Below are 23,615 nucleotides of genomic sequence, written 5' to 3'. Positions count from 1 at the left end.
CCGCACGCCGAAAAACGCGGGCGCGTCCGCCGACTCCGGTAAACTGGCGGTTTTCCGCAATCCCGTAGCATTACCACGCCATGACTCAAGACGAACTCAAACGCCTCGTCGGCCAGGCCGCCGCCGATTACGTGATCCAGAACGTGCCGGAAGGCGCCGTGATCGGCGTCGGCACCGGCTCGACCGCCAACTGCTTCATCGACGCGCTCGCCGCCGTCAAGTCGCGCTATCGCGGCGCCGTGTCGAGCTCGGTCGCCACGACCGAACGCCTGAAATCGCACGGCATCAAGGTGTTCGACCTGAACGAGATCGACGCGCTGCAGGTGTACGTCGACGGCGCCGACGAGATCGACGCCGGCGGCGCGATGATCAAGGGCGGCGGCGGCGCGCTCACGCGCGAGAAGATCGTCGCGTCGGTGGCCGATACGTTCGTCTGCATCGCGGACGGCAGCAAGCGCGTGCCGGTGCTCGGCGCGTTCCCGCTGCCGATCGAGGTCGTGCCGATGGCGCGTACGGCGATCGGCCGGCGCGTGACCGCGCTCGGCGGCGTGCCCGTGCTGCGCGTGACGAAGGACGGCGCACCGTACATTACCGACAACGGCAACGAGATCATCGACGTGAAGGGCCTGCAGATTGCCGATCCGCGCGGTTTCGAAGCGCAGGTGAACGCATGGCCGGGCGTCGTGACGGTCGGCCTGTTTGCCGAGCGCGGCGCGAATCTGTGCTTGCTCGGCACGGAAAACGGCGTTGAAACGATCGTTTATCCGGCTGCTTGAATCTGAATGAGAAGCAGTCCGTAATGGCGCGGTAGCGCCGTCATGGATTGAATGTTTAAATCTTGTGTAAACCGGGGTCCGGCAGGCGCGGCGCGCTTCCCGGGCCTTTTTTTTAGCCGTATAAATCTACCCCGTTCAAAAGAGGGATAACCCTGTCAGGTGTTTACCAGATAGCGAAATATCCTCGAACTCATCAACTTATAGATCATAAGAACAGAGTAGTAACCAGGGCCGGCGGAACTGCGGAGCAGGTGTTCGCAAATCGACGCACGGGGAGGTGTCATGGAGCAGGGCAAAGACCGGTCACTGGTCGCCAAAGTGATGGATGGGCTTGTCTCGGGTATCGTCGAAGACAAGTATGGCGGCATCTTGCCGCCGCAGGACGTGCTGTCGAAAGAGTTCGATGTGAGCCGCACGGTGATGCGGGAAGCGTTGTCGATGTTGCTTGCGCGCGACATGCTCGACGTGCGTCCGAAAGTCGGTACGCGCGTGCGGCCGATGCGCGACTGGCGGATGATCGACGAAGACGTCGTGAGCTGGCGCTTTCGGGCAAAGCCCGATCCGCAGTTCATGCGCGACGTCATCGAATTCCGGATGCTGATCGAACCACGTGCGACCGCGCAGGCGGCGGTGCGTGCGACGGCGGCCGATATCGCCGGCATTCGCGAAGCGTTCGACGCGTTCAAGGTGCTGCAGCCTGGCGACCCCGGCTACGACACGGCGGACGAGTTGCTGCACACGCGGATCGTCCAGGCGAGCGGCAACCAGTTCTTCCAGCAGATGGCGGCGATCGTGCGCGGGGCCGTGCGTCTCGTGAATCCGCGCGTCGTGCAGAAGGAAGGCGCGCACGACATCGCAGTGAAGGCGCATGCGCGCGTCGTCGATGCGATCGAGCGGCGCGACCCGCGCGAAGCCGAAGCGGCCTCGCTCGCGCTGATCGACTTCAGCGCGGACGAGATTTCGCGCGATTTCTCGGTCGACGTGCCGGTGCGTGCCTGACGCGGCGCGTGTCGTTGCTCATCCTGGTGCCGCCGGGCCGTTTATCATGACGTCCGGCCGGCAGCGTGCCGGCTACCGTCATACGACCGACACGGAAGATCAGGATGAACGACAACGACCATCGCCCGGTGCGCTTCGGCATCGTCGGTGCAGGCAGCATTGCGCGCCGCTTCGCGCAAAGCCTCGCGTACGTGCCGGGCGCCATGCTGGCCGGTGCCTGGGCCCGCCGCGCCGACGCAACGGCCGCCTTCTGCGAGACATACGGCGGCACGCCTGCCGCGAGCCCCGACGCGCTCCTCGCGAGCGATCTCGACGCCGTCTACATCGCGACGCTCCATGACAGTCACGCGCAGTACACGCTGGCCGCATTGGCCGCCGGCAAGGCCGTGCTGTGCGAGAAACCCGCGGCGCTGAACGCCGCGCAACTCGACACGGTGCTGCACGCGGCGCGCGATGCCGGGCTGCTCTTCATGGAGGCGATGAAGCCGCCGTTCTTCCCGCTGTACCGTCAGCTACGTGCGCATCTGCGCGACGATCCGATCGGCGAGATCCGGCTCGTGCGGGCGGGCTGCGCATCGTCGTCGGTGCCGGAGGATCATTCCGTCTATCGCCTGGATCGTGCGGGCGGCGCATTGCTCGATATCGGCATCTACGAGGCGTTCCTGGCCGTCGACTGGCTCGGCGCGGCGCGCGACGTGCAGACGCTCGGCCGCGTCGGCGCGACCGGTGTCGACCTGTTCGCGAGCCTGAACAGCGTGCATGCGAACGGCGGGATCGCGCAGCTCTTTTGCGGGCTCGACGTGATGGGGCGCGGCGACGCGCTAATCGCGGCGGCGGGCGGTCACGTGACGATTCACGAGAAGTGGTGGAACCCCGCGCGTGCGACGATCCGCTACGCGGACGGGCGCACCGTCGAACTCGATGCGCCGGTCGAAGGCGGCGGGCTGAACTACGAAACCGCGCATTTCTGCGACCTGCTGCGCGCGGGCGAAACCGAAAGTCCGATCATGACGCACGATCATTCGCGGCAGATGATCGCGATGACCGATGCGGCGCGCGCCATGCTCGGCGTGCGCTATTCGGGCGAATAGGCGGGACGGAGAGGCCGGGCCCGCGAGCGCGGCCCGGCGCGACTGCGTGGTTCAGTGCCGCGACGGCAGCGACAGGCGCTTTTCGTACCAGCGCTGCACCCATTCGAGGATCTGGCACAGGATCCAGTACACGGCCGCGGCGGCGAGATAGAGCGGCAGTGGCTGATAGGTCGCCGCGATCACTTCCTGCGCGCTGCGCAGCAGTTCGGTCACGGTGATCACGGACACGAGCGACGTGTCCTTGATCAGGCTGATCAGGCTGTTGGACAGGCTCGGCACCGCGATGCGCAGCGCCTGCGGGCCGATCACGTAGCGCAGCGTCTGCCCCCACGACAGCCCGAGGCTGTACGCGGCGAGCCACTGGCCGCGCGCGATCCCGTTGATCGCGCCGCGCATGCTTTCCGACATGTACGCGGCGACGTTCGCGGACAGTGCGATGACGCCGGCCGGCGTCGGGTCGAGCGAGATGCCGAGGCTCGGCAGCCCGTAATAGATGACGAAGATCTGCACGAGCAGCGGCGTGCCGCGCATCAGGCTCACATACGCGCGAGCGAGCCACGCGAGCGCGTTGACCCAGATGCGTTCGAAGCCGTCGAGCGCCTCGCTTTGCCGGATGCCCATCATCGCGAGCACGACCGCGCCAAGCAGGCCGAACACCATCGACAGCACGGCGAACTTGACGGTCAGTACGGCACCCTGGGCGAGCACCGGCAGCGATTGGACGAGCAGGGACGTTGTCGACATGGAATACGAATCGAATGCGTGCGCGAAAGCGCAATCATAAACCGGACCAATAAAACAAAGGGCGGCATCGTTGCGGATGCCACCCTTTCCGGCCCGCCGTCAGGCGGGAAATGCAGGTGTGCTTACTTGATCGGTTTCGTCACGTCGATGCCGAACCACTTGTCCGAGATCTTCGTGAACGTGCCGTCGGCCTCGAGTTGCGCCATCGCGTCGTCGATCGCCTTCTGGAACTTCGGGTTGCCCTTCTTGAACGGGATGCCCGACGGGTTCGCCGAGCCGACGTTCGCGCCCGGGCGCAGCGGCAGCTGGGAATTCTTCGTCAGGTACGCGAGCATCAGGCGGTCGTTGAGCGCGGCGTCGAGGCGGCCGGCCGCGAGATCGCGCAGGTACTCGGGCGCGCCCGGGTACGTCTTCACGTCGATGCCCGGCACGGATTTCGCCATGTCCATGTAGTTCGTGCCGAGCGCGACGCCGAGCTTCTTGCCCTTCAGGTCTTCCAGCGACTTGAACTGACGCGTGTCGTCCTTGCGCTGGATCAGCTGCGCGGACGAGTACGTGTACGCCGGCGAGAAGTCGAGCGTTTCCTTGCGCTTGTCGGTGATGCCGACCTGGTTGGCGATCACGTCGAACTTGCCGGCCTGCAGGCCGGCGATGATGCCGCTCCATTCGGTCGTCACGAATTCGGCCTTCACGCCGAGCTTCGCCGCGACGGCCTTCGCGATGTCGACGTCGAAGCCGACGAGTTCGCCTTGCGGGCTCTTCGAGTTGAACGGCGGGAACGTGCCTTCGAGGCCGACCCGCAGCGTGCCGCGTTGTTTGACCTGGTCGAGGAGGTCGGCCGCGTGCGCGGTCGCCGCAGCGAACGACGTGCCGATCACGCCGGCCACCAGCAGCTTCTTCAGCAGCGAAAATTTCATCGTGTGTGTCCTTGCCCTGTCGGGGTCAATGGTTTTGGTCATGCGCCGATGATAGCAAAAATGCTATCGATGACTAAATATAGTTTGCTTATGGCTATATTACGCGGTGCGTTCGCGGGCGATCGCCTTCACGCATTCCGACACGAGTGCCGGACCGCGATAGATGAAGCCGGTATAGAGCTGGACGAGCGCCGCGCCGGCCGCCAGCTTCGCGCGGGCGTCCTCGCCGGAGAAAATGCCGCCGACGCCGATGATCGGCACGTCGTTGCCGACTTCCGCGTGCAGCTTGCGGATCACTTCGTTCGACGCGTCGAACACCGGGCGGCCCGACAGGCCGCCGGCTTCGTCCGCATGCGGCAGGCCCTGGACGGCCGCGCGCGACAGCGTCGTATTGGTCGCGATGACCGCTTCGATCTTGTGGCGCAGCAGCGTGTCGCCGATTTCCTTGACCTGCTCGTCGTCGAGATCGGGCGCGATCTTCAGCGCGAGCGGCACGAGCTTGCCGTGCAGGTCGGCGAGGCGCTGCTGCTTGTCCTTCAACGCGGCGAGCAGCGCGTCGAGCTCGCCCGCGCCCTGCAGCTGGCGCAGGTTCTTCGTGTTCGGCGACGAGATGTTGATCGTCACGTAGCTCGCGAACGGGTACACGCGCTCGAGGCAGTACAGGTAATCCTCGGCGGCGCGCTCGATCGGCGTGTCGGCGTTCTTGCCGATGTTCAGGCCGAGGATGCCGCGATAGCGGGCGGCCTGGACGTTCTTCACGAACTGGTCGACGCCGTGGTTGTTGAAGCCCATCCGGTTGATCAGCGCCTCGGCCTGCGGCAGCCGGAACATCCGCGGGCGCGGATTGCCGGGCTGGGGGCGCGGCGTGACGGTGCCGACTTCGATGAAGCCGAAGCCGAGCGCCGCGAGGCCGTCGATGGCTGCGCCATCCTTGTCGAGGCCGGCCGCGAGGCCGACCGGATTGCGGAACGTGAGCCCCATCACGGTGCGCGGCGCGTCGGGCACGCGGGCCGACAGCGCGCAGGCGAGGCCCGTGCGGCCGGCCGCGCCGAGCGCGCGCAGCGTAAGGTGGTGAGCGTCTTCCGCATCCATTTTGAACAGGGATGCGCGGGCCAGCGGGTAGAGGGAACTGAACACGGGAATTGGGCGGACGGCCGGAATGAATGACAACCCGCTATTTTACCGGGAGTTGCGCGGCACGGGCGCGCTTCGCTTCGTAGCCACCGCGGCGTGCGTCAGCCCGAGCCGGAATGCCCGCCCGGCAACGGCGCGCGCGCCAGCGCCGCGTCGACGGGCGGCAGGTCGACGCGCTCCGGATCGAGCGTCTTCCAGCGGCCGTCGATCAGCCCTTCGAGCGGATGGAAGTTCGCCTTGTAGGCCATCTTCGGGCTCTCGCGGATCCAGTAGCCGAGGTACACGTAGGGCAGCCCGAGGCTCTTCGCCTGTTCGATCTGCCATAGGATGTTGTAGGTGCCGTAGCTCGTGTGCCGGTCGTCGGGCTCGAAGAACGTATAGACCGACGACAGCCCGTCGCCGAGGATGTCGATCATGCTGACCATCCGCAGCTTGCCGGGTTCGCCGCCCGGTGCGTCGAGGTCGCGGAATTCGACGAGGCGCGAGTTGATCCGGCTTTGCAGCAGGAACTGTTCGTACTGGTCGCGGCTGTCGCGGTCCATGCCGCCGCCTGCGTGGCGCGCGGACTGGTAGCGCATGTAGAGCGCGTAGTGCTCTTCGTCGTAGTGCAGCGGCGAGACCGTCGCGACGAGTGCGCGGTGCCGCTTCCACATCCTGCGCTGCGTGCGCGTCGGCGCGAACTCGCCGACCGGCACGCGCACCGGTACGCATGCGCGGCAGCCGTCGCAGTACGGGCGGTACGTGAAGACGCCCGAACGGCGGAAGCCGGCCTTCACGAGCTCGGTGTAGATGTCGGAATTGATCAGGTGGCTCGGCGTCGCGACTTGCGAGCGCGCGATGCGGCCGTCCAGATAGCTGCACGGATAGGGCGCCGTTGCATAGAATTGCAGCGCCGAAAGCGGTGAAAGCGGCAGCTCAGTCGGGTGAGTCATGGGCAGCTCTCGATGCAGGGAAGGAGTGCCGCGCTAGCGCTCGGTCCCGGAGGGCGCCGCCGTTTCGGCGGGGCTCGTCAGCGCGGCGAGCACGCGCTTGTCGAACTGCCACGGAATCGGCGGTTCGGCTACCGCGCTGCGCACGTGAGCGACAAAGGCCTTGCGTGCGATCTCGCGGCCGCCGAGCGACGCTAGATGCGACGTATTCTGCTGGCAGTCTATCATCTCCAGCCCCTGCTCGCGAAGGTGCGCGACGAGCGTGGCCAGCGCGATTTTCGACGCATCGGTCACGTCCGCATACATCGACTCGCCGAAGAACATCCGGCCGAACGACACGCCGTACAGGCCGCCGACGCGGCGCCCGTCGTGCCACGTCTCGATGCTGTGCGCGTTGCCGGAGCGGTAGAGCGACGTATAGGCGTCGATGATCTCGGCGGTGATCCAGGTGCCGCGCTGCCCGCGGCGCGGCGCTTGCGCGCAGGCGCGCATCACGCCGGGAAAGTCGTGATCGACGCGCACTTCCCAGCCCGGCTCGCGCAGCACGCGCTTCAGCGTCTTGCGCAGCGACGGCGATACCTTGAATTCGGCCGGCACGAGGATCATGCGCGGGTCGGGGCTCCACCACAGCACCGGCTGGCCGTCCGAGTACCACGGGAAGATGCCGCGCAGGTAGGCGTCGATGAGCCGCGACGGCAGCAGGTCGGCGCTCGCGGCGAGCAGCCCGGGCGCGCCGGTCGCGGGACCGAGCGCGCGTTCGATGGACGGAAACGGATCGTCCGGGCCGAGCCAGGGAACCATGGGAGCGGGGCTCAGCCGTTGCGCAGCGAGCGGAAGATATCGCCGGTGTGCACGCCGTAGTCGCCGGCGGCGCGATCGGCGAAGAAGAAGCGCAGCGTCTGGCTGACGGTCGGGAACGCGATCTCGTCCCACGGGATGTCGGCTTCGTCGAACAGTTTCACTTCGAGGCTTTCCTCGCCGGCTTCGAAGGCCGGGTCGGTGAGCCGTGCGAGGTAGAACAGGTGGACCTGGTGCACGTGCGGCACGTTGAGCAGCGTGAACAGGTTCTGCACCTCGACGCGCGCGCCGGCTTCCTCGAGCGTTTCGCGCGCGGCGGCTTCCGCCGTCGTTTCGCCCATTTCCATGAAGCCCGCCGGCAGCGTCCAGAATCCGTAGCGCGGTTCGATCGCGCGGCGGCACAGCAGGATCTGGTCGCCCCAGACCGGCACCGTGCCGACGACGTTGCGCGGATTCTGATAATGGATCGTGCCGCAGTGATCGCAGACGAAGCGCTCGCGGTTGTCGCCCGGAGGAATGCGCGCGAGGACTTCGTGACCGCAGACGGAGCAGAATTTCATGTCGAGTGGAAGGGACGAGGTGATGCGAGTGTATCACCGGGCCGCGGCATTCTCGAACGCCTGCGCGTGGAGCGGCACGTCGTGCGAAATGGCGAGTGCGCGAGCGGCGCGCCCGGACGCACGAAAACAAAAAGCCCGGCGCGAGGCCGGGCTTTTTGCGAAATTCTGGACGGTTGGTTGCGGGGGTAGGATTTGAACCTACGACCTTCGGGTTATGAGCCCGACGAGCTGCCAGACTGCTCCACCCCGCGTCCGTCGAAGAAATGAATTATATGGGGTTGCCCGGAGGTGCGCAAGTGTTTTCTGACAATCCCGTGGCGGGCGCTTGTGGGGCCGGTACGTGGGGGCACGTGCGCTAGAATCGAGCGGTTTGTGTCGTCATTCCGGCAGCGGCCCTGCGCGATCGCATCGGCGCCGTTGCGACTCTCATTACTGCATCGACGGATTCATGGACATCGCTCACGATCTGCAATCGATCGGCGCGCAGGAACAGGCGCTCGTGTTTCCCCATTTCGACCCGGCCCGCGCGTGGGCGCTCGGCAACCGGATGCATGCGCTCGCGACGTCGCGCGGCCATGCGATCGCGATCGACATCGCCACGTTCGGCCAGCCGCTGTTCTATGCGGCGCTCGCCGGTGCGACCCCCGACAACGCCGACTGGGTGCGCCGCAAGCGCAACGTCGTCGCGCATTTCCGTCGCAGTTCGTACGCGATCGGCCTGCGCATGCAGCAGGCCGGCGCGACGCTCGCGGACAAGCACGGGCTGCCGGTCGCCGAGTATGCGTCGCACGGCGGTTCGTTTCCGCTGACCGTCGCCGGCGCCGGCGTGATCGGCTCGATCACCGCGTCCGGGCTGCCGCAGCGCGCGGACCACGAGTTCGTCGTCGAGGCGCTGTGCGCGGAGCTCGGTCACGACTACGCGGTACTGGCCCTCGCAAGGAGCTGAGCGATGCAACTGCCCGGTTACGCATGGCTCGCGATCGCGATCGTCGCGGAAGTGATCGGCACGTCCGCGCTGCGCGCGGCGGACGGCTTCACGCGCTTCTGGCCGTCGGTGCTCGTCGTCGCGGGTTACGGCGTTGCGTTCTACTGCTTGTCGCTCACGTTGCGCACGATGCCGGTCGGCATCATCTATGCAGTCTGGTCGGGCGCCGGCATCGTGCTGATCACACTCGTCGCGATGCTGCTCTATCGCCAGGTGCCGGACGTGCCGGCGGTGATCGGCCTCGGGCTGATCATCGCCGGCGTCGTGGTGCTGAACCTGTTCTCGAAGATGCAGGCGCACTGAGCGTGCGACTGCCGTTTGCCGGACGACTTTCATGACCGATTCCACTTCCGCCGCCGTTTCCGCCGAATCCCCCCAGCCCGACGTGCGCGCGTATGTCGCGAACCGCATCGGCTTTCTCGAACTGAACCGGCCGAAGGCGCTGAACGCGCTGTCGGTCGGCATGATCCGGCTGATGCAGCAGGCGCTCGACGCGTGGCGCGACGACCCCGACGTCGTCGCCGTCGTCGTGCACAGCCCGCATCCGCGCGCGTTCTGCGCGGGCGGCGACGTGCGCTTCTTCCACGACGCGTGGCAGCGCGGCGACCGCGATGCGGTCGATACGTTCTTCATCGAGGAATACACGCTGAACCATGCGATCTTCACGTATCCGAAGCCGTACATCGCGCTGATGCACGGTGTCGTGATGGGCGGCGGCATGGGGATTTCGCAGGCGGCGCGGCATACCGGCGGCCTGCGCGTCGTGACCGACTCGACGAAGATGGCGATGCCCGAAACACGCATCGGCCTGTTCCCGGACGTCGGGATGAGCTGGTTTCTCGCGCGCACGCCCGGCGCGATCGGCCGCTATCTCGCGGTGACCGGCGCGACGCTCGACGCGGCCGGCGCGCTGTACGCACAACTTGCCGACGTCTATCTGCCCGATGCCGCGCTGCCGGCACTGCTCGATACGCTGCGCGGCGCGCGCATCGACAGCGGTGCGCAGGCCGTCGCGTGCGTGGCCGAGGCGGCCGCCGCGCACAAGGTCGTGCCGACGCCCGACACGTCGGCGCTCGCCGATGCGCGCGCCGGAATCGATCGGCATTTCGCGCGGCCCGACCTCGATGCGATCCTCGCATCGCTCGACGCCGAGCAGGATTGCGCGGCGGTCGACGGGTGGGTCGAGAAGGCGACCCACGCGATGCGCGAGCAACTGTCGCCGCTGTCGATGGCCGTGTCGCTCGAAGTCGTCGAACGCGCGCGTGGCGCAACGATGGCCGATTGCCTGCGGCGCGATCTCGATCTCACGCGCTCGACGTTTGCGCGCGGCGACGTGATCGAAGGCGTGCGCGCGCTGATCGTCGACAAGGATCACCAGCCGGTGTGGCGTTTCAAGTCGGCCGCCGACGTCGATCGCGCCGACGTGCTTGCGATGTTCGACAGCCCGTGGACGCCCGACACGCATCCGCTGCGCAAGCTGCAGGACTGACGCCGCTCAGCCCGACCGCGCGGCCGATCGACGCGCGACGCAGAAACGAAAAGGCCGCGTGCACATGCACGCGGCCTTTTTGCAGGGATGTCGGCCGGGCCGACCCCGAAGGGTGTGTCGCCCGCGTCGGCGTTACTCGTCGCCCGCGTCGTCCGACATGAACGCGCGCATGAACACGAGCGCGCCGAAGCCCCACACCGCATTCGCCGCGAAGCCGGCCGCGAGTACCGGCATCATGTTGCCCGACGGCCAGATGCCGCGCAGCGGATCGATCGCGAACACGCGGGCGGCCGTCAGCACGATACCGCCGAACACGAGCGCGCCGATCCACGATGCTTCGCGTTCCGGCGACACGCGCAACAACCACGCCATCGGAATCGCGCAGCACGCGCTGATCAGCGCATTCGCGACAAATTCAGGAATGCCGAGCGGCGCGAACGGCTGTGTCGAGAAGCCGGTTGCGGCGATCAGGTCGGCCGTGTGGAGGAGGGCGAGCGTGGCCTCGCGGAAGAACAGTGCGGCCAGGAAGCCGGACAGGAAGGGCAGGATGACTTTCTGCATCGATGAGTGCACCGCAGGCGCGCACGGCCGAAGCCGTATGCGCGGAGTTATTCGGATAGGTGCGCCATTATAGGGCCCGGCCGCGGCGATATTCGCTCCAGCGTCGTGCTAATCACGAAAGCGGAAAACCTAAGCTCAAAAAAATCGTTCCAAAGCCCTGTACCGATCCCTAGACTGATTCCTCAGAAACAGCCGTGCGATCGCGTCCTCGCCCGCTGCACGGCCTGACCGGCGAGCCATCCCGATTCGAATGCACACCATGCATGCGTCGCTCCTCCGCGACGCGAGCAGGGCGACGTTTTTTTCAAATTTCGGCAGTGACAGTCAAGCAGGAGCAGCAGATGAATGTGTTCTGGTTTATTCCCACGCATGGCGACAGCCGCTATCTCGGCACGGCCGAAGGCGCGCGCGCCGCGGACTACGATTATTTCAAGCAGGTCGCCGTGGCGGCGGACACGCTAGGCTACGACGGCGTGCTGCTGCCGACCGGCCGTTCCTGCGAGGATGCGTGGGTCGTCGCATCGAGCCTGATTCCGGCGACGCAGCGCCTGAAGTTCCTGGTCGCGGTGCGCCCCGGCATCGCTTCGCCGGGGCTGGCCGCGCGGATGGCCGCGACGTTCGACCGCCTGTCGGGCGGCCGCCTGCTGATCAACGTCGTCACGGGCGGCGATGCAGCCGAGCTCGAAGGCGACGGCCTCTTTGCCGATCACGACACGCGCTACGAGATCACCGACGATTTCCTGAACATCTGGCGCGGGCTGCTCGCCGCATCGCACGACAACGACGGGTTCGACTACATCGGCAAGCACCTGCAGTCGAAGGGCGGCAAGGCGCTTTATCCGCCCGTGCAGCATCCGCATCCGCCGCTGTGGTTCGGCGGTTCGTCGCCGGCCGCCCACGCGATCGCCGCCGATCACATCGATACCTACCTGACCTGGGGCGAGCCGCCCGAGGCCGTCGCGAAGAAGATCGCCGACATTCGCGCTCGTGCCGACGCGCGCGGCCGCAAGATCAAGTTCGGCATCCGCCTGCACGTGATCGTGCGCGAGACCGAGGACGAGGCATGGCGTGACGCCGAGCGGCTGATCAGCCGGCTCGACGACGACACGATCGCGCGTGCGCAGAAGGCGTTCGCGAACATGGATTCGGAAGGCCAGCGCCGGATGGCCGCGCTGCACGGCGGCAAGCGCGGCGGCCGCGAGGCGCTTGAGGTCTATCCGAACCTGTGGGCCGGCGTGGGGCTCGTGCGCGGCGGCGCCGGCACGGCGCTCGTCGGCAATCCCGAGCAGGTCGCGGAACGCATGCGCGAATACGCGGATCTCGGCATCGAAACGTTCATCCTGTCCGGCTATCCGCACCTCGAGGAGTCGTATCGCTTCGCGGAACTCGTGTTCCCGCTGATCAAGGGCAAGGGTGTCGAGAAGGCGGCCGGTCCGCTGTCGGGGCCGTTCGGCGAGATCGTCGGCAACAACTATCTGCCGAAGACGAGCCAGAGCTGAGCGACGGAGGCCTGCGATGACAACGAAACCGTCGACGACCGGCGTCGCCGTGGCCGCCCGCGCATGGCGCGGCGTCGCGCCGTGGCTCGTGCCGCTCGTGTTGCTGGTGGTGTGGGAGGTCGGTGCGCGCACCGGCTGGCTGTCGACCCGCGTGTTGCCCGAGCCGGTGGCGGTCGTGCGCGCGGCCTGGTCGCTCGTGACGTCGGGCGAAATGTGGGCGAACGTGAAAGTGAGCACGTGGCGCGCGCTGTTCGGCTTCGCGATTGGCGGCGGTGTCGGCCTCGCGCTGGGGCTCGCGACCGGGCTGTCGAAGGCTGCCGAGGTCGCGCTCGACTCGACGATCCAGATGATCCGCAACATCCCGGCGCTCGCGATGATCCCGCTCGTGATCCTGTGGTTCGGCATCGACGAGAAGGCGAAGCTGTTCCTCGTCGCGCTCGGCGTGTTCTTCCCCGTCTACATCAATACGTATCACGGGATCCGCTCGGTCGACGCGAACCTGATCGAGATGGCGAAGAGCTACGGCGTGCGCGGCTTCGCGCTGTACCGCGACGTGATCCTGCCGGGCGCGTTGCCGTCGATCCTCGTCGGCGTGCGCTTCGCGCTCGGGCTGATGTGGGTGATGCTGATCGTCGCGGAAACGATCTCCGCGCAGTCGGGCATCGGCTACATGACGATGAACGCGCGTGAATTCCTGCAAACCGACGTGGTGGTGGTCGGCATCCTGCTGTACGCGGTGCTCGGCAAGCTGGCCGACGTGCTGGCGAAATGGCTCGAGCGCGTGACGCTGCGCTGGCACCCCGCCTATCAATCAGGAGCAAAAGCATGAATGCGACGACTTCGGCGGCCGCCTACGGCCCGCTCGCCGGCGCAGACCTCGAGGCCGAACTGGCGCAGGCCCGCGTCGCGGACGGCGACGCGCGCGACGCGGCGATCCTCGAACGTGACGGCAGCGCATCGGTCGTGCCGCTTGCGCGGCGGCGCACGGGCGGCAGCCCGGCACCCGACGACGCGGTCACGCTGTCGGGCGTCAGCAAGCGCTTCGGCGCCCGCACGGTGCTCGACGACGTCGAACTCGGCATCGCGCGCGGCAGCTTCGTCGCGATCGTCGGCCGCAGCGGCTGCGGGAAATCGACGCTGCTGCGTCTCGTCGCGGGACTCGAGCAACCGAGCAGCGGCACGCTGGTGACGCGCGGCGAGGGCGGCGGCGCGCTCGATACGCGGATCATGTACCAGGATGCGCGCCTGCTGCCGTGGAAGACCGTGCTGCAGAACGTGATGCTGGGCCTCGGCCGCGGCGCGCGCGACCAGGCCCGCGCGGTGCTCGACGAAGTCGGGCTGCTGGAGCGCGCGAACGACTGGCCCGCGCAACTGTCGGGCGGACAGCGGCAGCGCGTCGCCCTCGCTCGCGCGCTCGTGCACCGGCCGCAACTGCTGCTGCTCGACGAGCCGCTCGGCGCGCTGGACGCGCTTACCCGCATCGAAATGCATGCGCTGATCGAGCGCCTGTGGCGCGAGCATCGGTTCACCGCGCTGCTCGTCACGCACGACGTGCAGGAGGCTGTTGCGCTCGGCGACCGCATCCTGTTGATCGAGCAGGGGCGGGTGGCGCTCGACCAGTCGGTGCCGCTCGACCGGCCGCGTGCCCGCGCGTCGGCCGCATTCGCGGCGCTGGAGGACCGCGTGCTGAAACGCGTGCTCGCCGGCGGCCCCGGCGCGGCCGATCACGACGCCGAGCATCAAGCAGACAAGGTTCGACCGGTCGGGCAGATCCGCTGGGCCGTTTAATTCCGGGCGGCCCCGGCCGCCCGTTCTGAGACTTTTTTCTTCGGAGCGATTATCCCGATGAGCATCACTGCAATCAACGTACGTAACCAGTTCAAGGGCAAGGTCAAGGAGATCATTCGCGGGTCCGTGGTTTCCGAAGTCGACGTCGAGACGCCGTTCGGCATCGTTACGTCGGTGATCACCACCCGTTCGGTGGACGAACTCGAACTGAAGGTCGGCGCCGAAGTCGTCGCGCTCGTGAAGTCGACGGAAGTCTCGATCGCGCGCCTCTGAGCGCATGTGTCGCGCACCCGTGCGTCGTCGGCGGGCAGCGTGCCTGCCGGCGCCGCATTGGCGTTCGCGCCGCGCGTTTGCCTCGGTATTCGACTTCCTGACGAAGTGCTAGGATGGAACGACACCGATGCCGGAGGCCAACGCATGACCCCCATCCTTTCCCCCGAAGCCATCGAGGCGCTGAAATGGATCGACCAGTTCGGCGACAGCCGGCCGGTTCCTGCCGCGTTCGATGACGTCGTCTATGCGTTGCTGAATGACGGGCTGATCTATCAGGCGACGGCTGACCGGGTCGACCTGACGGCCGATGGCCGGTCGTTTTTGTCCGACGAATACGATTGAGCGCGCGGCGCCGGCTGCGCGGGCGGCCTGGCGCGGCGTCGCCACGGAGCGTGCGATGGAACCGAGAGGCAGCGACCTCGGCGATTTCAGCGAGCCGTACCGCGGCTTCGAGATCGAGGTGAAAACCGAGCAGGTCTGGGACGGCGAGCACGCGCACTATCGCGTGCTGCAGGGCGATGCCGTGCGGATCGACTGGCGGCGGGTCAAGGTCGACGGGATGCTGCTCACCGAACGGCGCGTGATCGAGCGCGTGTTCGACGAGGCGCGCCGGGCGGTCGACGCGGAGCTCGGCGGCGGGTAGCGCGCGTGTCGGGCGGGCATCGCCGGTATTGCGGTAAAATATCGGGTTGTTTCCGTGCCGTCTGGCCTGTACCCGAATTCCATGTCCGTTCCGTCCTCGCTTCCTCCCCGCCGTGTATCCGTCGCGCCGATGCTCGACTGGACCGACCGCCATTGCCGGTCGTTCCACCGCACGCTGACGCGCAATACGTGGCTGTATACGGAGATGATCACGACGGGCGCGCTGCTGTTCGGCGATGCCCAGCGGCATCTTGCGTTCACGCCAAGCGAATCGCCGATCGCGCTGCAACTGGGCGGCAGCGAGCGGGACGATCTCGCGCGCGCCGCAAAGCTCGGCGAGCAGTGGGGCTACGACGAAATCAACCTGAACTGCGGGTGCCCGTCCGAGCGCGTGCAGCGCGGTGCGTTCGGTGCATGCCTGATGAACGAGCCGCAACTCGTGGCCGACTGCGTGAAGGCGATGCGCGATGCGGTGGCGGTGCCGGTGACGGTCAAGCACCGGATCGGGGTCGATGCGGTCGAGGACTACGCGTTCGTGCGCGACTTCGTCGGCACGGTGGCCGAGGCCGGTTGCGAAACGTTCGTCGTGCATGCGCGCAACGCGATCCTGAAGGGACTGTCGCCGAAGGAGAATCGCGAGATCCCGCCGCTCAAGTACGACTATGCGTATCGGTTGAAGCGCGATTTTCCGTCGCTGGAGATCGTGATCAACGGTGGTATCACGACGCTCGATGAAGTCGCGCAGCATCTCGAGCACGTCGACGGCGTGATGCTCGGCCGCGAGGCGTATCACAACCCGTACGTGCTGGCGGAAGTCGATGCGCGCTTCTACGGATCCACCGCAGCGGTACCGACGCGCGAAGAGGCTGAAGCGCAACTGATCGCGTATTGCGCGGCCGAGCTGAAGCGTGGCACCTACCTCGGTGCGATCGTGCGGCACGCGCTCGGGCTGTATCGCGGCATGCCGGGCGCGCGTGGCTGGCGTCGCGTGCTGTCCGACAACAAGAAGCTGGCGCGCGGCGATCTGGCCGTGTTCGACGAGGCGCGCGCGCATCTGAACGAAGCCGAAGAAATTTTTGAAAAAAAGGCTTTGCAAGATTCAAAAGTGTTCGTATAATCTTGTTCTTCGCTGCTGAAACAAAACAGCGAAACGAAGCAAGCAGTATCAGTGGTGGCTGTAGCTCAGTTGGTAGAGTCCAGGATTGTGATTCCTGTCGTCGTGGGTTCGAGTCCCATCAGCCACCCCAACAAATTCAAGCAAAAAGCCCGGTTCGTTGAGCCGGGCTTTTTGCTTTCTGGCGTTCGGATACAGCCAATGTGTGTCTTGGTCACGGCGTCTTTAACGAAGTAGCATCCCGTATTCAACGAATCGACCACGATGCCATTTCGGCCTCGTTCTCCAAAAGAACGATTGCGTAAAGCGCGCTTGCGCGGCAGCAACATCAGGCGCATGTGAGGGGCACCGTATGCACAAAAGAATCGAATGCCATCGCGATGTATTCGACGGTTACGAAATCATCGTCGAGTCCGTGCAGCCGGCACCCGGCAGCACGTGGATGGCGAACGTGCGGGTCCGCAAAGACGGAATCGAATCGCCCCGGCGATATGACTTCGATACCGAATATGAGACCTCGGACGAGGCGACGCGGGCAGGTATCGAAATCGGGCGCGCGATCGTGCAATCGTTGCGCAACGCGCAACGGGGTATCGACTGACGGCACCGCTTGTCCGGCATCGCCGACGTGGATGACGGCGAGGGCGACGCCCCGGGCCTGCTTCGTATCGTGTTCCCGTGTCGTTGCGCCAACAACGTTCACGCCACTTTGCCTGCGACGCTAGCTTTCCCCTCTAAGGTTCCCGCGCGCCGTGCCGTTATCTTTCCTGGACAGCCCTCGTGCCTCGAATGCTGATCCGTTTTCTTGCCTGCTCGCGCCACACGCGAGCAGGCTTTTTTCGTTTACGGCCGCTCATAACCAGCTGATTGGCGGAATAGGACAGGGGCTTGGCGCAAACCGACAAAGCGCAACAGTCTTACATGCGTGTAATGTGTGACCTTCCTCGCGCCCTCATGCTTTGCAGGGCCGTTCGATCCCGATGACCGATGACGGTGTCGGGATTTTTTTGCCCGCAGTGCCGGCGCTCCGACAACGAACCCGGCGAAAGGCATTTCACAAAGCACGGTATATTTTGCGACGATACATGCCGATCAGGCGAACAGCAGAAGGAGTTGCTACCGATGCCGGACACACGGACCACACTGCGCGCCGCGACGCCGCACGACGCGAATCACATCGCTCGCCTGCATACGCTGAGCTGGCAAACCGCCTATAGCCACATCCTTCCGGCCGGCTATCTGTCCGACGAGGTACCGACGGAGCACGCGGTCCGATGGCGCAAGTATCTCGACCGCAACGAGAACGAGTGGGGCCTCGTGCTGATTGCCGAGGCGAACGGCGAGCCCGTCGGCTTCGTCAGTGCCGAGCGCCCCGTCGATCCGGCGCGTGGCGTGTTGCTCGATTGCCTGCACGTCCATCCTGCGCATCACGGCGGCGGCACGGGCAAGCGCATGATCGAAGCCGTTCGCGCGTGGGCCCGGTCGATCGGCGTGGACAAGGTCCATCTGCAGGTGCTGGACGGCAACGTGCGTGCGATCGGATTCTACGAGCACAACGGCTGGCAATGGATCGATGTCGAAACGAGTCGCATCGGCCAGACGGAAGTCACCGACCGGATTTACGCGATCCAGGCGTGAGGCTTGTCGGCGTCGACGCGAGCGGCCGCGCGCGAGTGCAAGCGCTTGGCCACGATGCATTCACATCGGGCGACAGCCTGGCGTCATTCGCCGCAATACCGCACAAGCAAATCGGCTTCGGTCTCGTGGATTTCGACGGGCAAGGTGGTCGCACCGGCATACGCGAGATAGCGCGCACGATGCTGGCCGTTACGGAACGATGCGACGCCGACTTTCGACAGACCGGGAAGGCCGAGCAACGTTCGTGTTCTCGTCTCGCGAAACGTGATGAATGGCATGTCCGGAATCCGGTCCCGGTCCGGATCGAGAAATTCGCGAATGCCCGCGGCTTTTCCGTGCGCCCAGTACTGAACCGATGGCAGCACATAGTCCGTGGTGTCGCGGTCGGCGCAGGCCAGCAGCTTCTTCAGGTCGATCGTCACGACCCGATGCCGCGAGTCGTCGGACGCGAATACCCGCTTGAGGTGCGTATAGGCATAGGGCGCGTGCCCGGGAAGCTGGACGATCCAGACATCTACGCCGCTTTGTCGTGCGTGAGCGAGCGTCATTATTTCCTCTGGTGGCGCAAGCGGTCTTTGTGATCCGAGTTTAGCAGCGCGATTGCGGCTGCGGAGCAGGTCGATACCGGAAACAGGAAAACGGAGCGCTTGACGACTCAACCGGCACGGCAAAAAAGCATCTGGGCGGCCATACGTGGATGGTCCATATCGACAGGTCGCGAGAATATCGCGATACTGCCAGCGAAAATGATGCGCTGCGCGAAATTCACGCAAGCTTCACATTGTGTCGCAAAGCACGTGACGCGCCGGGCATCATCGAAATCGAGAGGGCAGATTGAGCGGAGAAGCCATGTCGTCGAAACTCGAGATCGAATATCTCGATTACCGTTTCACCGCAACGCTCGACATCACGGAGTCCGGCCGTGTCGCCGTCGTCGACCGGCAACTCGAATCCGAGGAGCGAAACAAGACGCTCGGGTGGATCGTGTTCGATCGGTTCCTGGCGCGAAATGATTTCACGGATGAGGAAGACGCACGCGCCAATATCGTCGAGTGGCTGGAGCGGCTTGCCGATCCCGGGCCCGTCGCATCGACCGGAATTGCGAAGGCGAGCGCGGTGGCAACCGGCGTGGTGACCGTAGATGTGTCGACAGCCGCAATGGTCGGCGACGCCGCCATTGAAATCGTCAGCAATCTCGACTGGATCGATATGGTTGCCGACTGGTTTTCCACTGGTTCGCTGTAGCGAAGAAATCGCGTTTTCGTGACGCAGATCATTGTAGGCGCGAAATTCCGCACGAAAAAAGTGAGGCGAAAATCATCGCGCATAAAAAAATAGAATAATCCTGCTTTGACAATACCCGAGACTTACCGGAAACTGCGCCCCGGGCTGAAAATTCCACTTGAATTAAAACAAAATAAAACACCGAAATGAAAAAACGAACGCTGTCGACGCCGGCGTAATGACGACTGTTGCCGGCCTGACAGGTTGTACTCCGATGCGGTACGACAGCGGCAGCTGCGAAGAAGCTGTCGGCCGGTTCCTCGTCGGCGAAGCCGGCAAGCCGCGCGCGGCGCTTGAATCGTGACGATATTCGCCGGTACGCGCGCATGCCGGTCGCCATCACATTGTTACTAAAGGGTGAGTTGCCGCACAGACCGTCGCACGGCCCGCGATCACAATTTGACCGGTTGACCGTTCTTCCCCGGCCCGGTCAACCATTTCCCCGCTCGCTCGCGCAGGAGCGGGGGCTTTTTGCCCCCCGACGCCGGAAGGTTGCGTCGGCGGAACCGGACAGGCGTCCGGCGGGCGGCGCAACGGCACTCGTTCGCACCCCGACATCCGTTCGCCTGATCCGTACGCATCGCTTTCCTCGTGCCTGAGCGAACCCTCAGGCCCATCGCCGGTTTTTGCCGGCGATGCCTTGATCCCGGCGGCGCGCAACCACGCTGCCGGGATGTTTTTTGCGTCAGATGGCGTGTGACGTCACATCACGCGCCGCGGGCATGGCGCTCCGCTCAGCCCGCCTGTTCGACGCTGGTTTCCCATCCGTCGTAGTCCCCGCCGAGTGCGCGCACCTCGCGATTGAGCGCGATCGTGTGGCGCGTGATGTCGGCGAGCGTCATCGTGCCTTCGTGCGAAAACCGTACCGCCGACTTGCCGTCTTCGGTCGGCGCGACCGATTCGACCGGATAGCCTTTCGCTTCGGCCCAGTCCGCGAACTGATGCGCGTCGCTCGGGTCGGGGAAATACGCCCAGTGCATCACGCGCCGGCTCACGTCGGGCACGTCGCCTTGCTGCCGCAGCGCATCCAGCGTGCGCATGTCGCGCATGATCTGCCAGTCGTCGTCGGTCGGGTAGAGCGTCTGCCAGTAGGTCGTCTTGTCGGGATCGTCCTGATGCGCGTACTGAAGCGCATAGGCCGTCTGGTCGGCCAGCGAGTCGACGATCTCCGCGGCGGCCTCTTCGTCGAACGGTACGTAGAATAGAAAATCCCGGTTGCCGTCGACGGTGATGCGGCCGACCTGCACGCCGCCTTTCGCGGTGATCGCGGCGTCGAGCAGATCCTCGATCTTCGCGAGATCGGCGAATTCGTCGCCGGTCGGCAAACCTTCGGGCGACGGATGCGCAAAGGGGACGCGCACGCTGAGCAGCGACGTGCGCGGATCGCCTTCGGCGATTTCCGCGAAGCCGTGGTTGAAGCTGATGAAAGCCTGATGGTCGCCCATTCTGGCAGGGAAGGTTCCCCAGGCGTCGCTCATGTGTTTCTCCCGTACACGATTGTCTGTTGACGGTTGCAAAGCGTCCCAATGTATCATCGAAAATCGCGTCGGCCGGCGCAGCGCACATGATCGCAGGCCGTGCTGGCTGCGCAGGCGGGATCCGGGCCGTTCACAGTCGGCCGGATGCATGCGACGAGCCGCAAAAATTCAAAGGAGAGGCCGATGTCGACGTTTGCGGTGAATGGTGTCCGAATCGATCCGCTCAGCGCGCGCGTGACGCACGTGCGCTGGGCGGCCGTGAACCCGGCCGATCGCTCGTGGGCGTCGACGCCCAGCGAGGCTCCGGTGGCCGACGTGGCGCGCGCGCTCGCGTCCGGTAACGATGTCCGCGCGATCTTCTCGGCAACGGATGCCACCGCAACCGGGCCCAGGCTGAAACGCGTGCTGTATCGCGATGCATCGGAAGGCATCGAACTCGACATCGATGCCACGAGCGAGTCGCGCACGTTGCGCGATCTGCCGCAGATCTGACTGCGGGCCGGTATCCAGAACGCATCATGCGAGCGCGCTCATGACCCTGTCCAGATCCGCCATCGTCCCGCTGGCCGTCGCGCTGTGTCTGGCGCTTGCCGCCTGCCAGACCGCATCCGGGCCTGCGCCCGTGCAACCGTCACCCGAGACCGCGTCGGCGACCGTTCCTGCATCGTCTCCGCCGGCCGCGCCGATTCGCGGCATCGGCGTCGCGCCTCATCTGGCGGGGCAGAGCCATTGGGCGATGGGCCAATGCACGACCAACGGTACCGTCAAGGTATGCAACTGACCGGTGTCGGCGCCGTGGCGCGACGTCACGGCATTCCGGATCGTCAGCGTCGCCGGTAATCATTACATCGGCTATCAATTCTCCGCGCATTCGTCGCGCGCGAAGGTGCCGGGTGGCGTGATGCTGCCGATCGCCGGGTTTGCCGATCTTCCGCTCGATGCGGTGGCCGAGTTGCTGGAGGCGTGCTGCCGTCGATTCGGCCAGCCGGGCGAGCCGGCCGATCGAACGGGCCGATGACGCCTGACGCGGCGTCCTGTGCTCCCGTCCGTCAAGCAAGCAAAAAAATCCTGGGCGCCGTGTCGATTTCCGTCGGCGTCGTCCGTCGTAGCATCGGAGGCGTGCGCATCGCGCGTCCGTCCCGATTTTCGATACGACAACCGACTGAAGGAGCGACACCATGCCCACGTCCGTCAAGCCGATCCCGGAAGGGATGCGCACGCTGACCCCGCATCTGATCTGTGCGGGCGCCACCGCAGCGATCGATTTCTACAAGCGCGCATTCAATGCGACCGAACAGTTTCGCCTCGCGATGCCAGACGGCCGGCTCGCGCATGCGTGCCTCGCGATTGGCGATTCGACGCTGATGCTGGTGGATGAAATGCCCGAGCACGGTGCGCTGGGGCCGAAGGCGCTGAAAGGCACGCCGGTCTGCCTGCATCTGTACGTGCCGGACACCGATGCGGCGATCGCGAAGGCGGTCGCGGCCGGCGCGACCGTGACGATGCCGGCCGCCGACATGTTCTGGGGCGATCGTTACGGGCAGGTCGAGGATCCGTTTGGGCACCGCTGGTCGCTGGCGACGCATCAGCGCGATCTGACACCCGAGCAGATCGCGGACGCGATGGCCAGCGCGCCGCCCTGCGGCAGCTGAACCGACGTCTTGGCACGACCGCGGAGGAGCGGCCGCGCGGCGGTTTGATCCCGTCGCGCCTGCCTGACTCGTCCGCGGTTACGCGCCGGCCGTCTTGTCGCGCTGCTTGTGCTCGTACATCCGGCGATCGGCTGATGCGAGCAGGTCCGCGACGGTGAGATGGCGTGCGGGATCGTACGCAACGTGCCCGACGCTGAAGCGGATCGCGTAGCCGCGTGCGTCGGCTGCGTTGCGCTGCGCGAGCGCCTGCGTCACGCGTTCGACGGGCTCGGTGACATCAGCCGGATCGGTGGCGCTCAACAGCACGACGAACTCGTCGCCGCCGAGCCGGGCGATGACGTCGCTGTCGCGCAGCGCGCCCGTCAACGTGTCGGCGAACGCCTTGAGCGCGCGATCGCCTTCGGCGTGGCCGAAGCGGTCGTTGATCGCCTTGAAACCGTTCAGGTCGAAGAACAGCAGCACGGCGTGACGGCCGACGCGATCGCACAGGCGCAGCACGTGGCGGGCGAGAATCTCGAAGCCGCGCCGGTTCGTGAGCTGCGTGAGCTCGTCGGTCGTCGCGAAATGCAGCGCGGCGATCTCGCGCTCGGTCATGTGGGCGAGATCGCCGAGGAGGGCGAGTTCGTCGGGTTCGAGCGAGCGGGGCCGCGTATCGATCAGGCACAGCGTGCCGATGGGCGCGCCGTTCGGTGCGGTGAGCGGCCGGCCGGCGTAGAAGCGGATGCCGGGCGCGCCGGTGACGAGCGGGTTGTCGTGGAAGCGATCGTCGTTCAGTGCATCCTGGATCACCATCGTATCGCCCGCGAGCAGCGCGTGCGCGCAGAACGACACGTCGCGCGGCGTCTGCGTGGCGTCGAGGCCCGCACGACTCTTGAACCACTGGCGATTCTCGTCGACGAGACTGACGAGGGCGATCGGGACATCGAACAGTCGTCGCGCGAGGCGCGTCAGACGATCGAAGCGCTCTTCGGGCGGGGTATCGAGGATCGAGAGCGAATGAAGCGTATCGAGCCGGGTCGCCTCGTCGGCCGGTTTCGGTGCGATTTGCATGGGCCTTGTCTCTTGTCCCGGCCGTCGGGCCGGTCATGGGTCGTCCGTCGAACAGTATCGCGCATTCCGCGATGCATCGCCACGCTGCAAACCGTGGCGGTGGCGATCGGGTTCGTGAGGCGCAGGGAAGATGCGGCAAGAAGCGGGTGTCATCGGCCCGTGTTGCGTCGCGATGCGCGATCGGACCGGCGATCCCTCAAGCTTGCGCGTCGCG

30 protein-coding genes, 2 tRNA genes and 1 pseudogene are annotated in these 23,615 nt (G+C 65.8%); 21 read left to right on the top strand and 12 right to left on the bottom strand.

Features of this window, described 5'->3' with window-relative positions; genetic code table 11:
• Positions 1–80 precede the first annotated feature (80 nt).
• The 3 genes from rpiA (at position 81) to H0X91_RS11620 (ending at position 2,866) form a co-directional block, all read left to right on the top strand.
• Positions 81–776, top strand: coding sequence for a ribose-5-phosphate isomerase RpiA (gene rpiA, locus H0X91_RS11630; protein ID WP_048986587.1), 696 nt, complete (start codon positions 81–83; stop codon positions 774–776).
• 282 nt (positions 777–1,058) lie between these two features.
• Positions 1,059–1,775 (top strand): FadR/GntR family transcriptional regulator, encoded by a 717-nt coding sequence (locus tag H0X91_RS11625; protein WP_006484155.1) that lies wholly within the window; start codon positions 1,059–1,061, stop codon positions 1,773–1,775.
• A 104-nt stretch (positions 1,776–1,879) separates the two neighbouring features.
• Complete coding sequence (locus tag H0X91_RS11620; protein WP_048986586.1) at positions 1,880–2,866, top strand: Gfo/Idh/MocA family protein; 987 nt, start codon at positions 1,880–1,882, stop codon at positions 2,864–2,866.
• Positions 2,867–2,917: 51 nt separating this feature from the next.
• Here the strand turns inward: H0X91_RS11620 and H0X91_RS11615 are convergent, their stop codons facing one another.
• The 7 genes from H0X91_RS11615 to H0X91_RS11585 form a co-directional block, all read right to left on the bottom strand.
• Positions 2,918–3,610 (bottom strand): amino acid ABC transporter permease, encoded by a 693-nt coding sequence (locus tag H0X91_RS11615; protein ID WP_006484207.1) that lies wholly within the window; start codon positions 3,608–3,610, stop codon positions 2,918–2,920.
• A 122-nt stretch (positions 3,611–3,732) separates the two neighbouring features.
• Positions 3,733–4,527 (bottom strand): cystine ABC transporter substrate-binding protein, encoded by a 795-nt coding sequence (locus tag H0X91_RS11610; RefSeq protein WP_006476115.1) that lies wholly within the window; start codon positions 4,525–4,527, stop codon positions 3,733–3,735.
• Positions 4,528–4,626: 99 nt separating this feature from the next.
• On the bottom strand, positions 4,627–5,664 hold the full coding sequence (locus H0X91_RS11605) for a quinone-dependent dihydroorotate dehydrogenase (RefSeq protein WP_012492588.1): 1,038 nt from the start codon (positions 5,662–5,664) through the stop codon (positions 4,627–4,629).
• A gap of 98 nt (positions 5,665–5,762) precedes the next feature.
• Entirely contained in the window at positions 5,763–6,593 is an 831-nt protein-coding gene (locus tag H0X91_RS11600) for an arginyltransferase (RefSeq protein ID WP_006484143.1), read from the bottom strand.
• Between the two features lie 33 nt (positions 6,594–6,626).
• Positions 6,627–7,391, bottom strand: a complete 765-nt coding sequence (aat, locus tag H0X91_RS11595; protein ID WP_006495309.1) for a leucyl/phenylalanyl-tRNA--protein transferase — start codon at positions 7,389–7,391, stop codon at positions 6,627–6,629.
• Positions 7,392–7,402: 11 nt separating this feature from the next.
• On the bottom strand, positions 7,403–7,948 hold the full coding sequence (locus H0X91_RS11590) for an NUDIX hydrolase (RefSeq protein WP_006484214.1): 546 nt from the start codon (positions 7,946–7,948) through the stop codon (positions 7,403–7,405).
• Between the two features lie 174 nt (positions 7,949–8,122).
• Positions 8,123–8,199: transfer RNA gene (locus H0X91_RS11585), tRNA-Met, on the bottom strand.
• A gap of 197 nt (positions 8,200–8,396) precedes the next feature.
• Here H0X91_RS11585 and H0X91_RS11580 point away from each other — a divergent pair.
• The 3 genes from H0X91_RS11580 to H0X91_RS11570 are packed head-to-tail and all read left to right on the top strand — an operon-like array spanning position 8,397 to position 10,422.
• Positions 8,397–8,894, top strand: a complete 498-nt coding sequence (locus H0X91_RS11580; protein ID WP_006484123.1) for a heme-degrading domain-containing protein — start codon at positions 8,397–8,399, stop codon at positions 8,892–8,894.
• A gap of 9 nt (positions 8,895–8,903) precedes the next feature.
• Positions 8,904–9,236, top strand: coding sequence for a DMT family transporter (locus tag H0X91_RS11575; RefSeq protein WP_369718844.1), 333 nt, complete (start codon positions 8,904–8,906; stop codon positions 9,234–9,236).
• 31 nt (positions 9,237–9,267) lie between these two features.
• Positions 9,268–10,422, top strand: a complete 1,155-nt coding sequence (locus H0X91_RS11570) for an enoyl-CoA hydratase/isomerase family protein (RefSeq protein ID WP_062910731.1) — start codon at positions 9,268–9,270, stop codon at positions 10,420–10,422.
• Between the two features lie 132 nt (positions 10,423–10,554).
• Here H0X91_RS11570 and H0X91_RS11565 read toward each other — a convergent pair whose 3' ends face one another.
• Complete coding sequence (locus H0X91_RS11565) at positions 10,555–10,983, bottom strand: hypothetical protein (protein WP_006484223.1); 429 nt, start codon at positions 10,981–10,983, stop codon at positions 10,555–10,557.
• 341 nt (positions 10,984–11,324) lie between these two features.
• Between H0X91_RS11565 and ssuD the strand changes: the two genes are divergently transcribed.
• The 10 genes from ssuD (at position 11,325) to H0X91_RS11515 (ending at position 17,937) form a co-directional block, all read left to right on the top strand.
• The gene (gene ssuD, locus H0X91_RS11560) at positions 11,325–12,482 is read left to right on the top strand and encodes an FMNH2-dependent alkanesulfonate monooxygenase (RefSeq protein ID WP_006495307.1); all 1,158 of its coding nucleotides are present in this window, start codon (positions 11,325–11,327) and stop codon (positions 12,480–12,482) included.
• A gap of 16 nt (positions 12,483–12,498) precedes the next feature.
• On the top strand, positions 12,499–13,311 hold the full coding sequence (ssuC, locus tag H0X91_RS11555; protein WP_006484131.1) for an aliphatic sulfonate ABC transporter permease SsuC: 813 nt from the start codon (positions 12,499–12,501) through the stop codon (positions 13,309–13,311).
• Positions 13,308–14,270 carry an ATP-binding cassette domain-containing protein gene (locus H0X91_RS11550; protein WP_062910730.1) on the top strand — a complete coding sequence of 321 codons (963 nt, stop codon included), beginning with the start codon at positions 13,308–13,310 and terminating at the stop codon, positions 14,268–14,270. The genes ssuC and H0X91_RS11550 overlap by 4 nt, the downstream gene beginning before the upstream one ends.
• A gap of 57 nt (positions 14,271–14,327) precedes the next feature.
• The gene (locus H0X91_RS11545; protein ID WP_006476104.1) at positions 14,328–14,543 is read left to right on the top strand and encodes a TOBE domain-containing protein; all 216 of its coding nucleotides are present in this window, start codon (positions 14,328–14,330) and stop codon (positions 14,541–14,543) included.
• Positions 14,544–14,687: 144 nt separating this feature from the next.
• Positions 14,688–14,885, top strand: a complete 198-nt coding sequence (locus tag H0X91_RS11540; RefSeq protein ID WP_006484168.1) for a hypothetical protein — start codon at positions 14,688–14,690, stop codon at positions 14,883–14,885.
• A 55-nt stretch (positions 14,886–14,940) separates the two neighbouring features.
• Positions 14,941–15,186: a hypothetical protein gene (locus H0X91_RS11535; protein WP_006495306.1), complete on the top strand. Its 246-nt coding sequence runs from the start codon at positions 14,941–14,943 to the stop codon at positions 15,184–15,186.
• A gap of 129 nt (positions 15,187–15,315) precedes the next feature.
• Entirely contained in the window at positions 15,316–16,302 is a 987-nt protein-coding gene (dusA, locus tag H0X91_RS11530; RefSeq protein WP_006491499.1) for a tRNA dihydrouridine(20/20a) synthase DusA, read from the top strand.
• Between the two features lie 54 nt (positions 16,303–16,356).
• Positions 16,357–16,432, top strand: a tRNA-His gene (locus H0X91_RS11525).
• A 219-nt stretch (positions 16,433–16,651) separates the two neighbouring features.
• The gene (locus H0X91_RS11520) at positions 16,652–16,900 is read left to right on the top strand and encodes a DUF6566 family protein (RefSeq protein WP_062910674.1); all 249 of its coding nucleotides are present in this window, start codon (positions 16,652–16,654) and stop codon (positions 16,898–16,900) included.
• Positions 16,901–17,421: 521 nt separating this feature from the next.
• A complete protein-coding gene (locus tag H0X91_RS11515; RefSeq protein ID WP_006495234.1) occupies positions 17,422–17,937 on the top strand; it encodes a GNAT family N-acetyltransferase in 516 nt (171 codons plus the stop codon).
• An 83-nt stretch (positions 17,938–18,020) separates the two neighbouring features.
• Here the strand turns inward: H0X91_RS11515 and H0X91_RS11510 are convergent, their stop codons facing one another.
• Positions 18,021–18,485: a plasmid fertility inhibition factor family protein gene (locus H0X91_RS11510; RefSeq protein ID WP_062910673.1), complete on the bottom strand. Its 465-nt coding sequence runs from the start codon at positions 18,483–18,485 to the stop codon at positions 18,021–18,023.
• 301 nt (positions 18,486–18,786) lie between these two features.
• Between H0X91_RS11510 and H0X91_RS11505 the strand changes: the two genes are divergently transcribed.
• Positions 18,787–19,182: a hypothetical protein gene (locus H0X91_RS11505; RefSeq protein ID WP_062910672.1), complete on the top strand. Its 396-nt coding sequence runs from the start codon at positions 18,787–18,789 to the stop codon at positions 19,180–19,182.
• A 28-nt stretch (positions 19,183–19,210) separates the two neighbouring features.
• Here H0X91_RS11505 and H0X91_RS11500 read toward each other — a convergent pair whose 3' ends face one another.
• Together H0X91_RS11500 and H0X91_RS11495 are read right to left on the bottom strand one after the other, a co-directional pair.
• A complete protein-coding gene (locus H0X91_RS11500; protein ID WP_080466888.1) occupies positions 19,211–19,561 on the bottom strand; it encodes a hypothetical protein in 351 nt (116 codons plus the stop codon).
• 394 nt (positions 19,562–19,955) lie between these two features.
• Positions 19,956–20,699, bottom strand: a complete 744-nt coding sequence (locus H0X91_RS11495; protein ID WP_043204865.1) for a DUF695 domain-containing protein — start codon at positions 20,697–20,699, stop codon at positions 19,956–19,958.
• 183 nt (positions 20,700–20,882) lie between these two features.
• Between H0X91_RS11495 and H0X91_RS11490 the strand changes: the two genes are divergently transcribed.
• The 4 genes and pseudogenes from H0X91_RS11490 to H0X91_RS11480 all read left to right on the top strand — a co-directional run bounded on the left by H0X91_RS11490 (position 20,883) and on the right by H0X91_RS11480 (position 22,351).
• Positions 20,883–21,191 carry a hypothetical protein gene (locus H0X91_RS11490; protein ID WP_006484174.1) on the top strand — a complete coding sequence of 103 codons (309 nt, stop codon included), beginning with the start codon at positions 20,883–20,885 and terminating at the stop codon, positions 21,189–21,191.
• 40 nt (positions 21,192–21,231) lie between these two features.
• Positions 21,232–21,480 (top strand): hypothetical protein, encoded by a 249-nt coding sequence (locus tag H0X91_RS35310; RefSeq protein ID WP_006484170.1) that lies wholly within the window; start codon positions 21,232–21,234, stop codon positions 21,478–21,480.
• Positions 21,481–21,492: 12 nt separating this feature from the next.
• Positions 21,493–21,717: pseudogene (locus H0X91_RS11485) on the top strand (hypothetical protein); the annotation flags it as partial.
• A gap of 160 nt (positions 21,718–21,877) precedes the next feature.
• Positions 21,878–22,351, top strand: a complete 474-nt coding sequence (locus H0X91_RS11480; RefSeq protein ID WP_006484195.1) for a VOC family protein — start codon at positions 21,878–21,880, stop codon at positions 22,349–22,351.
• A 78-nt stretch (positions 22,352–22,429) separates the two neighbouring features.
• Here the strand turns inward: H0X91_RS11480 and H0X91_RS11475 are convergent, their stop codons facing one another.
• A complete protein-coding gene (locus H0X91_RS11475; protein WP_006495229.1) occupies positions 22,430–23,401 on the bottom strand; it encodes a GGDEF domain-containing protein in 972 nt (323 codons plus the stop codon).
• Positions 23,402–23,615 lie beyond the last annotated feature (214 nt).

It is taken from the genome of Burkholderia sp. 9777_1386 (genome assembly GCF_015712265.1).
Lineage (GTDB): Bacteria > Pseudomonadota > Gammaproteobacteria > Burkholderiales > Burkholderiaceae > Burkholderia > Burkholderia cenocepacia.
Note: the sequence above shows the minus strand (reverse complement) of the source record. Positions and strands in the feature narration are given on the sequence as shown.

Excerpts from the sequence above, each read along its gene's own strand:
- H0X91_RS11590 (WP_006484214.1), bottom strand. The coding sequence starts at position 7,948 with ATGAAATTCTGCTCCGTCTGCGGTCACGAAGTCCTCGCGCGCATTCCT.
- H0X91_RS11565 (WP_006484223.1), bottom strand. The coding sequence starts at position 10,983 with ATGCAGAAAGTCATCCTGCCCTTCCTGTCCGGCTTCCTGGCCGCACTG.
- rpiA (WP_048986587.1), top strand. The coding sequence starts at position 81 with ATGACTCAAGACGAACTCAAACGCCTCGTCGGCCAGGCCGCCGCCGAT.
- ssuD (WP_006495307.1), top strand. The coding sequence starts at position 11,325 with ATGAATGTGTTCTGGTTTATTCCCACGCATGGCGACAGCCGCTATCTC.
- ssuC (WP_006484131.1), top strand. The coding sequence starts at position 12,499 with ATGACAACGAAACCGTCGACGACCGGCGTCGCCGTGGCCGCCCGCGCA.
- H0X91_RS11505 (WP_062910672.1), top strand. The coding sequence starts at position 18,787 with ATGTCGTCGAAACTCGAGATCGAATATCTCGATTACCGTTTCACCGCA.
- H0X91_RS11490 (WP_006484174.1), top strand. The coding sequence starts at position 20,883 with ATGTCGACGTTTGCGGTGAATGGTGTCCGAATCGATCCGCTCAGCGCG.
- H0X91_RS11620 (WP_048986586.1), top strand. The coding sequence starts at position 1,880 with ATGAACGACAACGACCATCGCCCGGTGCGCTTCGGCATCGTCGGTGCA.
- H0X91_RS11615 (WP_006484207.1), bottom strand. The coding sequence starts at position 3,610 with ATGTCGACAACGTCCCTGCTCGTCCAATCGCTGCCGGTGCTCGCCCAG.
- H0X91_RS35310 (WP_006484170.1), top strand. The coding sequence starts at position 21,232 with ATGACCCTGTCCAGATCCGCCATCGTCCCGCTGGCCGTCGCGCTGTGT.
- aat (WP_006495309.1), bottom strand. The coding sequence starts at position 7,391 with ATGGTTCCCTGGCTCGGCCCGGACGATCCGTTTCCGTCCATCGAACGC.
- H0X91_RS11495 (WP_043204865.1), bottom strand. The coding sequence starts at position 20,699 with ATGAGCGACGCCTGGGGAACCTTCCCTGCCAGAATGGGCGACCATCAG.
- H0X91_RS11515 (WP_006495234.1), top strand. The coding sequence starts at position 17,422 with ATGCCGGACACACGGACCACACTGCGCGCCGCGACGCCGCACGACGCG.
- H0X91_RS11570 (WP_062910731.1), top strand. The coding sequence starts at position 9,268 with ATGACCGATTCCACTTCCGCCGCCGTTTCCGCCGAATCCCCCCAGCCC.
- H0X91_RS11545 (WP_006476104.1), top strand. The coding sequence starts at position 14,328 with ATGAGCATCACTGCAATCAACGTACGTAACCAGTTCAAGGGCAAGGTC.
- H0X91_RS11535 (WP_006495306.1), top strand. The coding sequence starts at position 14,941 with ATGGAACCGAGAGGCAGCGACCTCGGCGATTTCAGCGAGCCGTACCGC.
- H0X91_RS11600 (WP_006484143.1), bottom strand. The coding sequence starts at position 6,593 with ATGACTCACCCGACTGAGCTGCCGCTTTCACCGCTTTCGGCGCTGCAA.
- H0X91_RS11550 (WP_062910730.1), top strand. The coding sequence starts at position 13,308 with ATGAATGCGACGACTTCGGCGGCCGCCTACGGCCCGCTCGCCGGCGCA.
- H0X91_RS11580 (WP_006484123.1), top strand. The coding sequence starts at position 8,397 with ATGGACATCGCTCACGATCTGCAATCGATCGGCGCGCAGGAACAGGCG.
- H0X91_RS11625 (WP_006484155.1), top strand. The coding sequence starts at position 1,059 with ATGGAGCAGGGCAAAGACCGGTCACTGGTCGCCAAAGTGATGGATGGG.
- H0X91_RS11475 (WP_006495229.1), bottom strand. The coding sequence starts at position 23,401 with ATGCAAATCGCACCGAAACCGGCCGACGAGGCGACCCGGCTCGATACG.
- H0X91_RS11610 (WP_006476115.1), bottom strand. The coding sequence starts at position 4,527 with ATGAAATTTTCGCTGCTGAAGAAGCTGCTGGTGGCCGGCGTGATCGGC.
- H0X91_RS11480 (WP_006484195.1), top strand. The coding sequence starts at position 21,878 with ATGCCCACGTCCGTCAAGCCGATCCCGGAAGGGATGCGCACGCTGACC.
- H0X91_RS11500 (WP_080466888.1), bottom strand. The coding sequence starts at position 19,561 with ATGGCGACCGGCATGCGCGCGTACCGGCGAATATCGTCACGATTCAAG.
- H0X91_RS11510 (WP_062910673.1), bottom strand. The coding sequence starts at position 18,485 with ATGACGCTCGCTCACGCACGACAAAGCGGCGTAGATGTCTGGATCGTC.
- H0X91_RS11540 (WP_006484168.1), top strand. The coding sequence starts at position 14,688 with ATGACCCCCATCCTTTCCCCCGAAGCCATCGAGGCGCTGAAATGGATC.
- dusA (WP_006491499.1), top strand. The coding sequence starts at position 15,316 with ATGCTCGACTGGACCGACCGCCATTGCCGGTCGTTCCACCGCACGCTG.
- H0X91_RS11520 (WP_062910674.1), top strand. The coding sequence starts at position 16,652 with ATGCACAAAAGAATCGAATGCCATCGCGATGTATTCGACGGTTACGAA.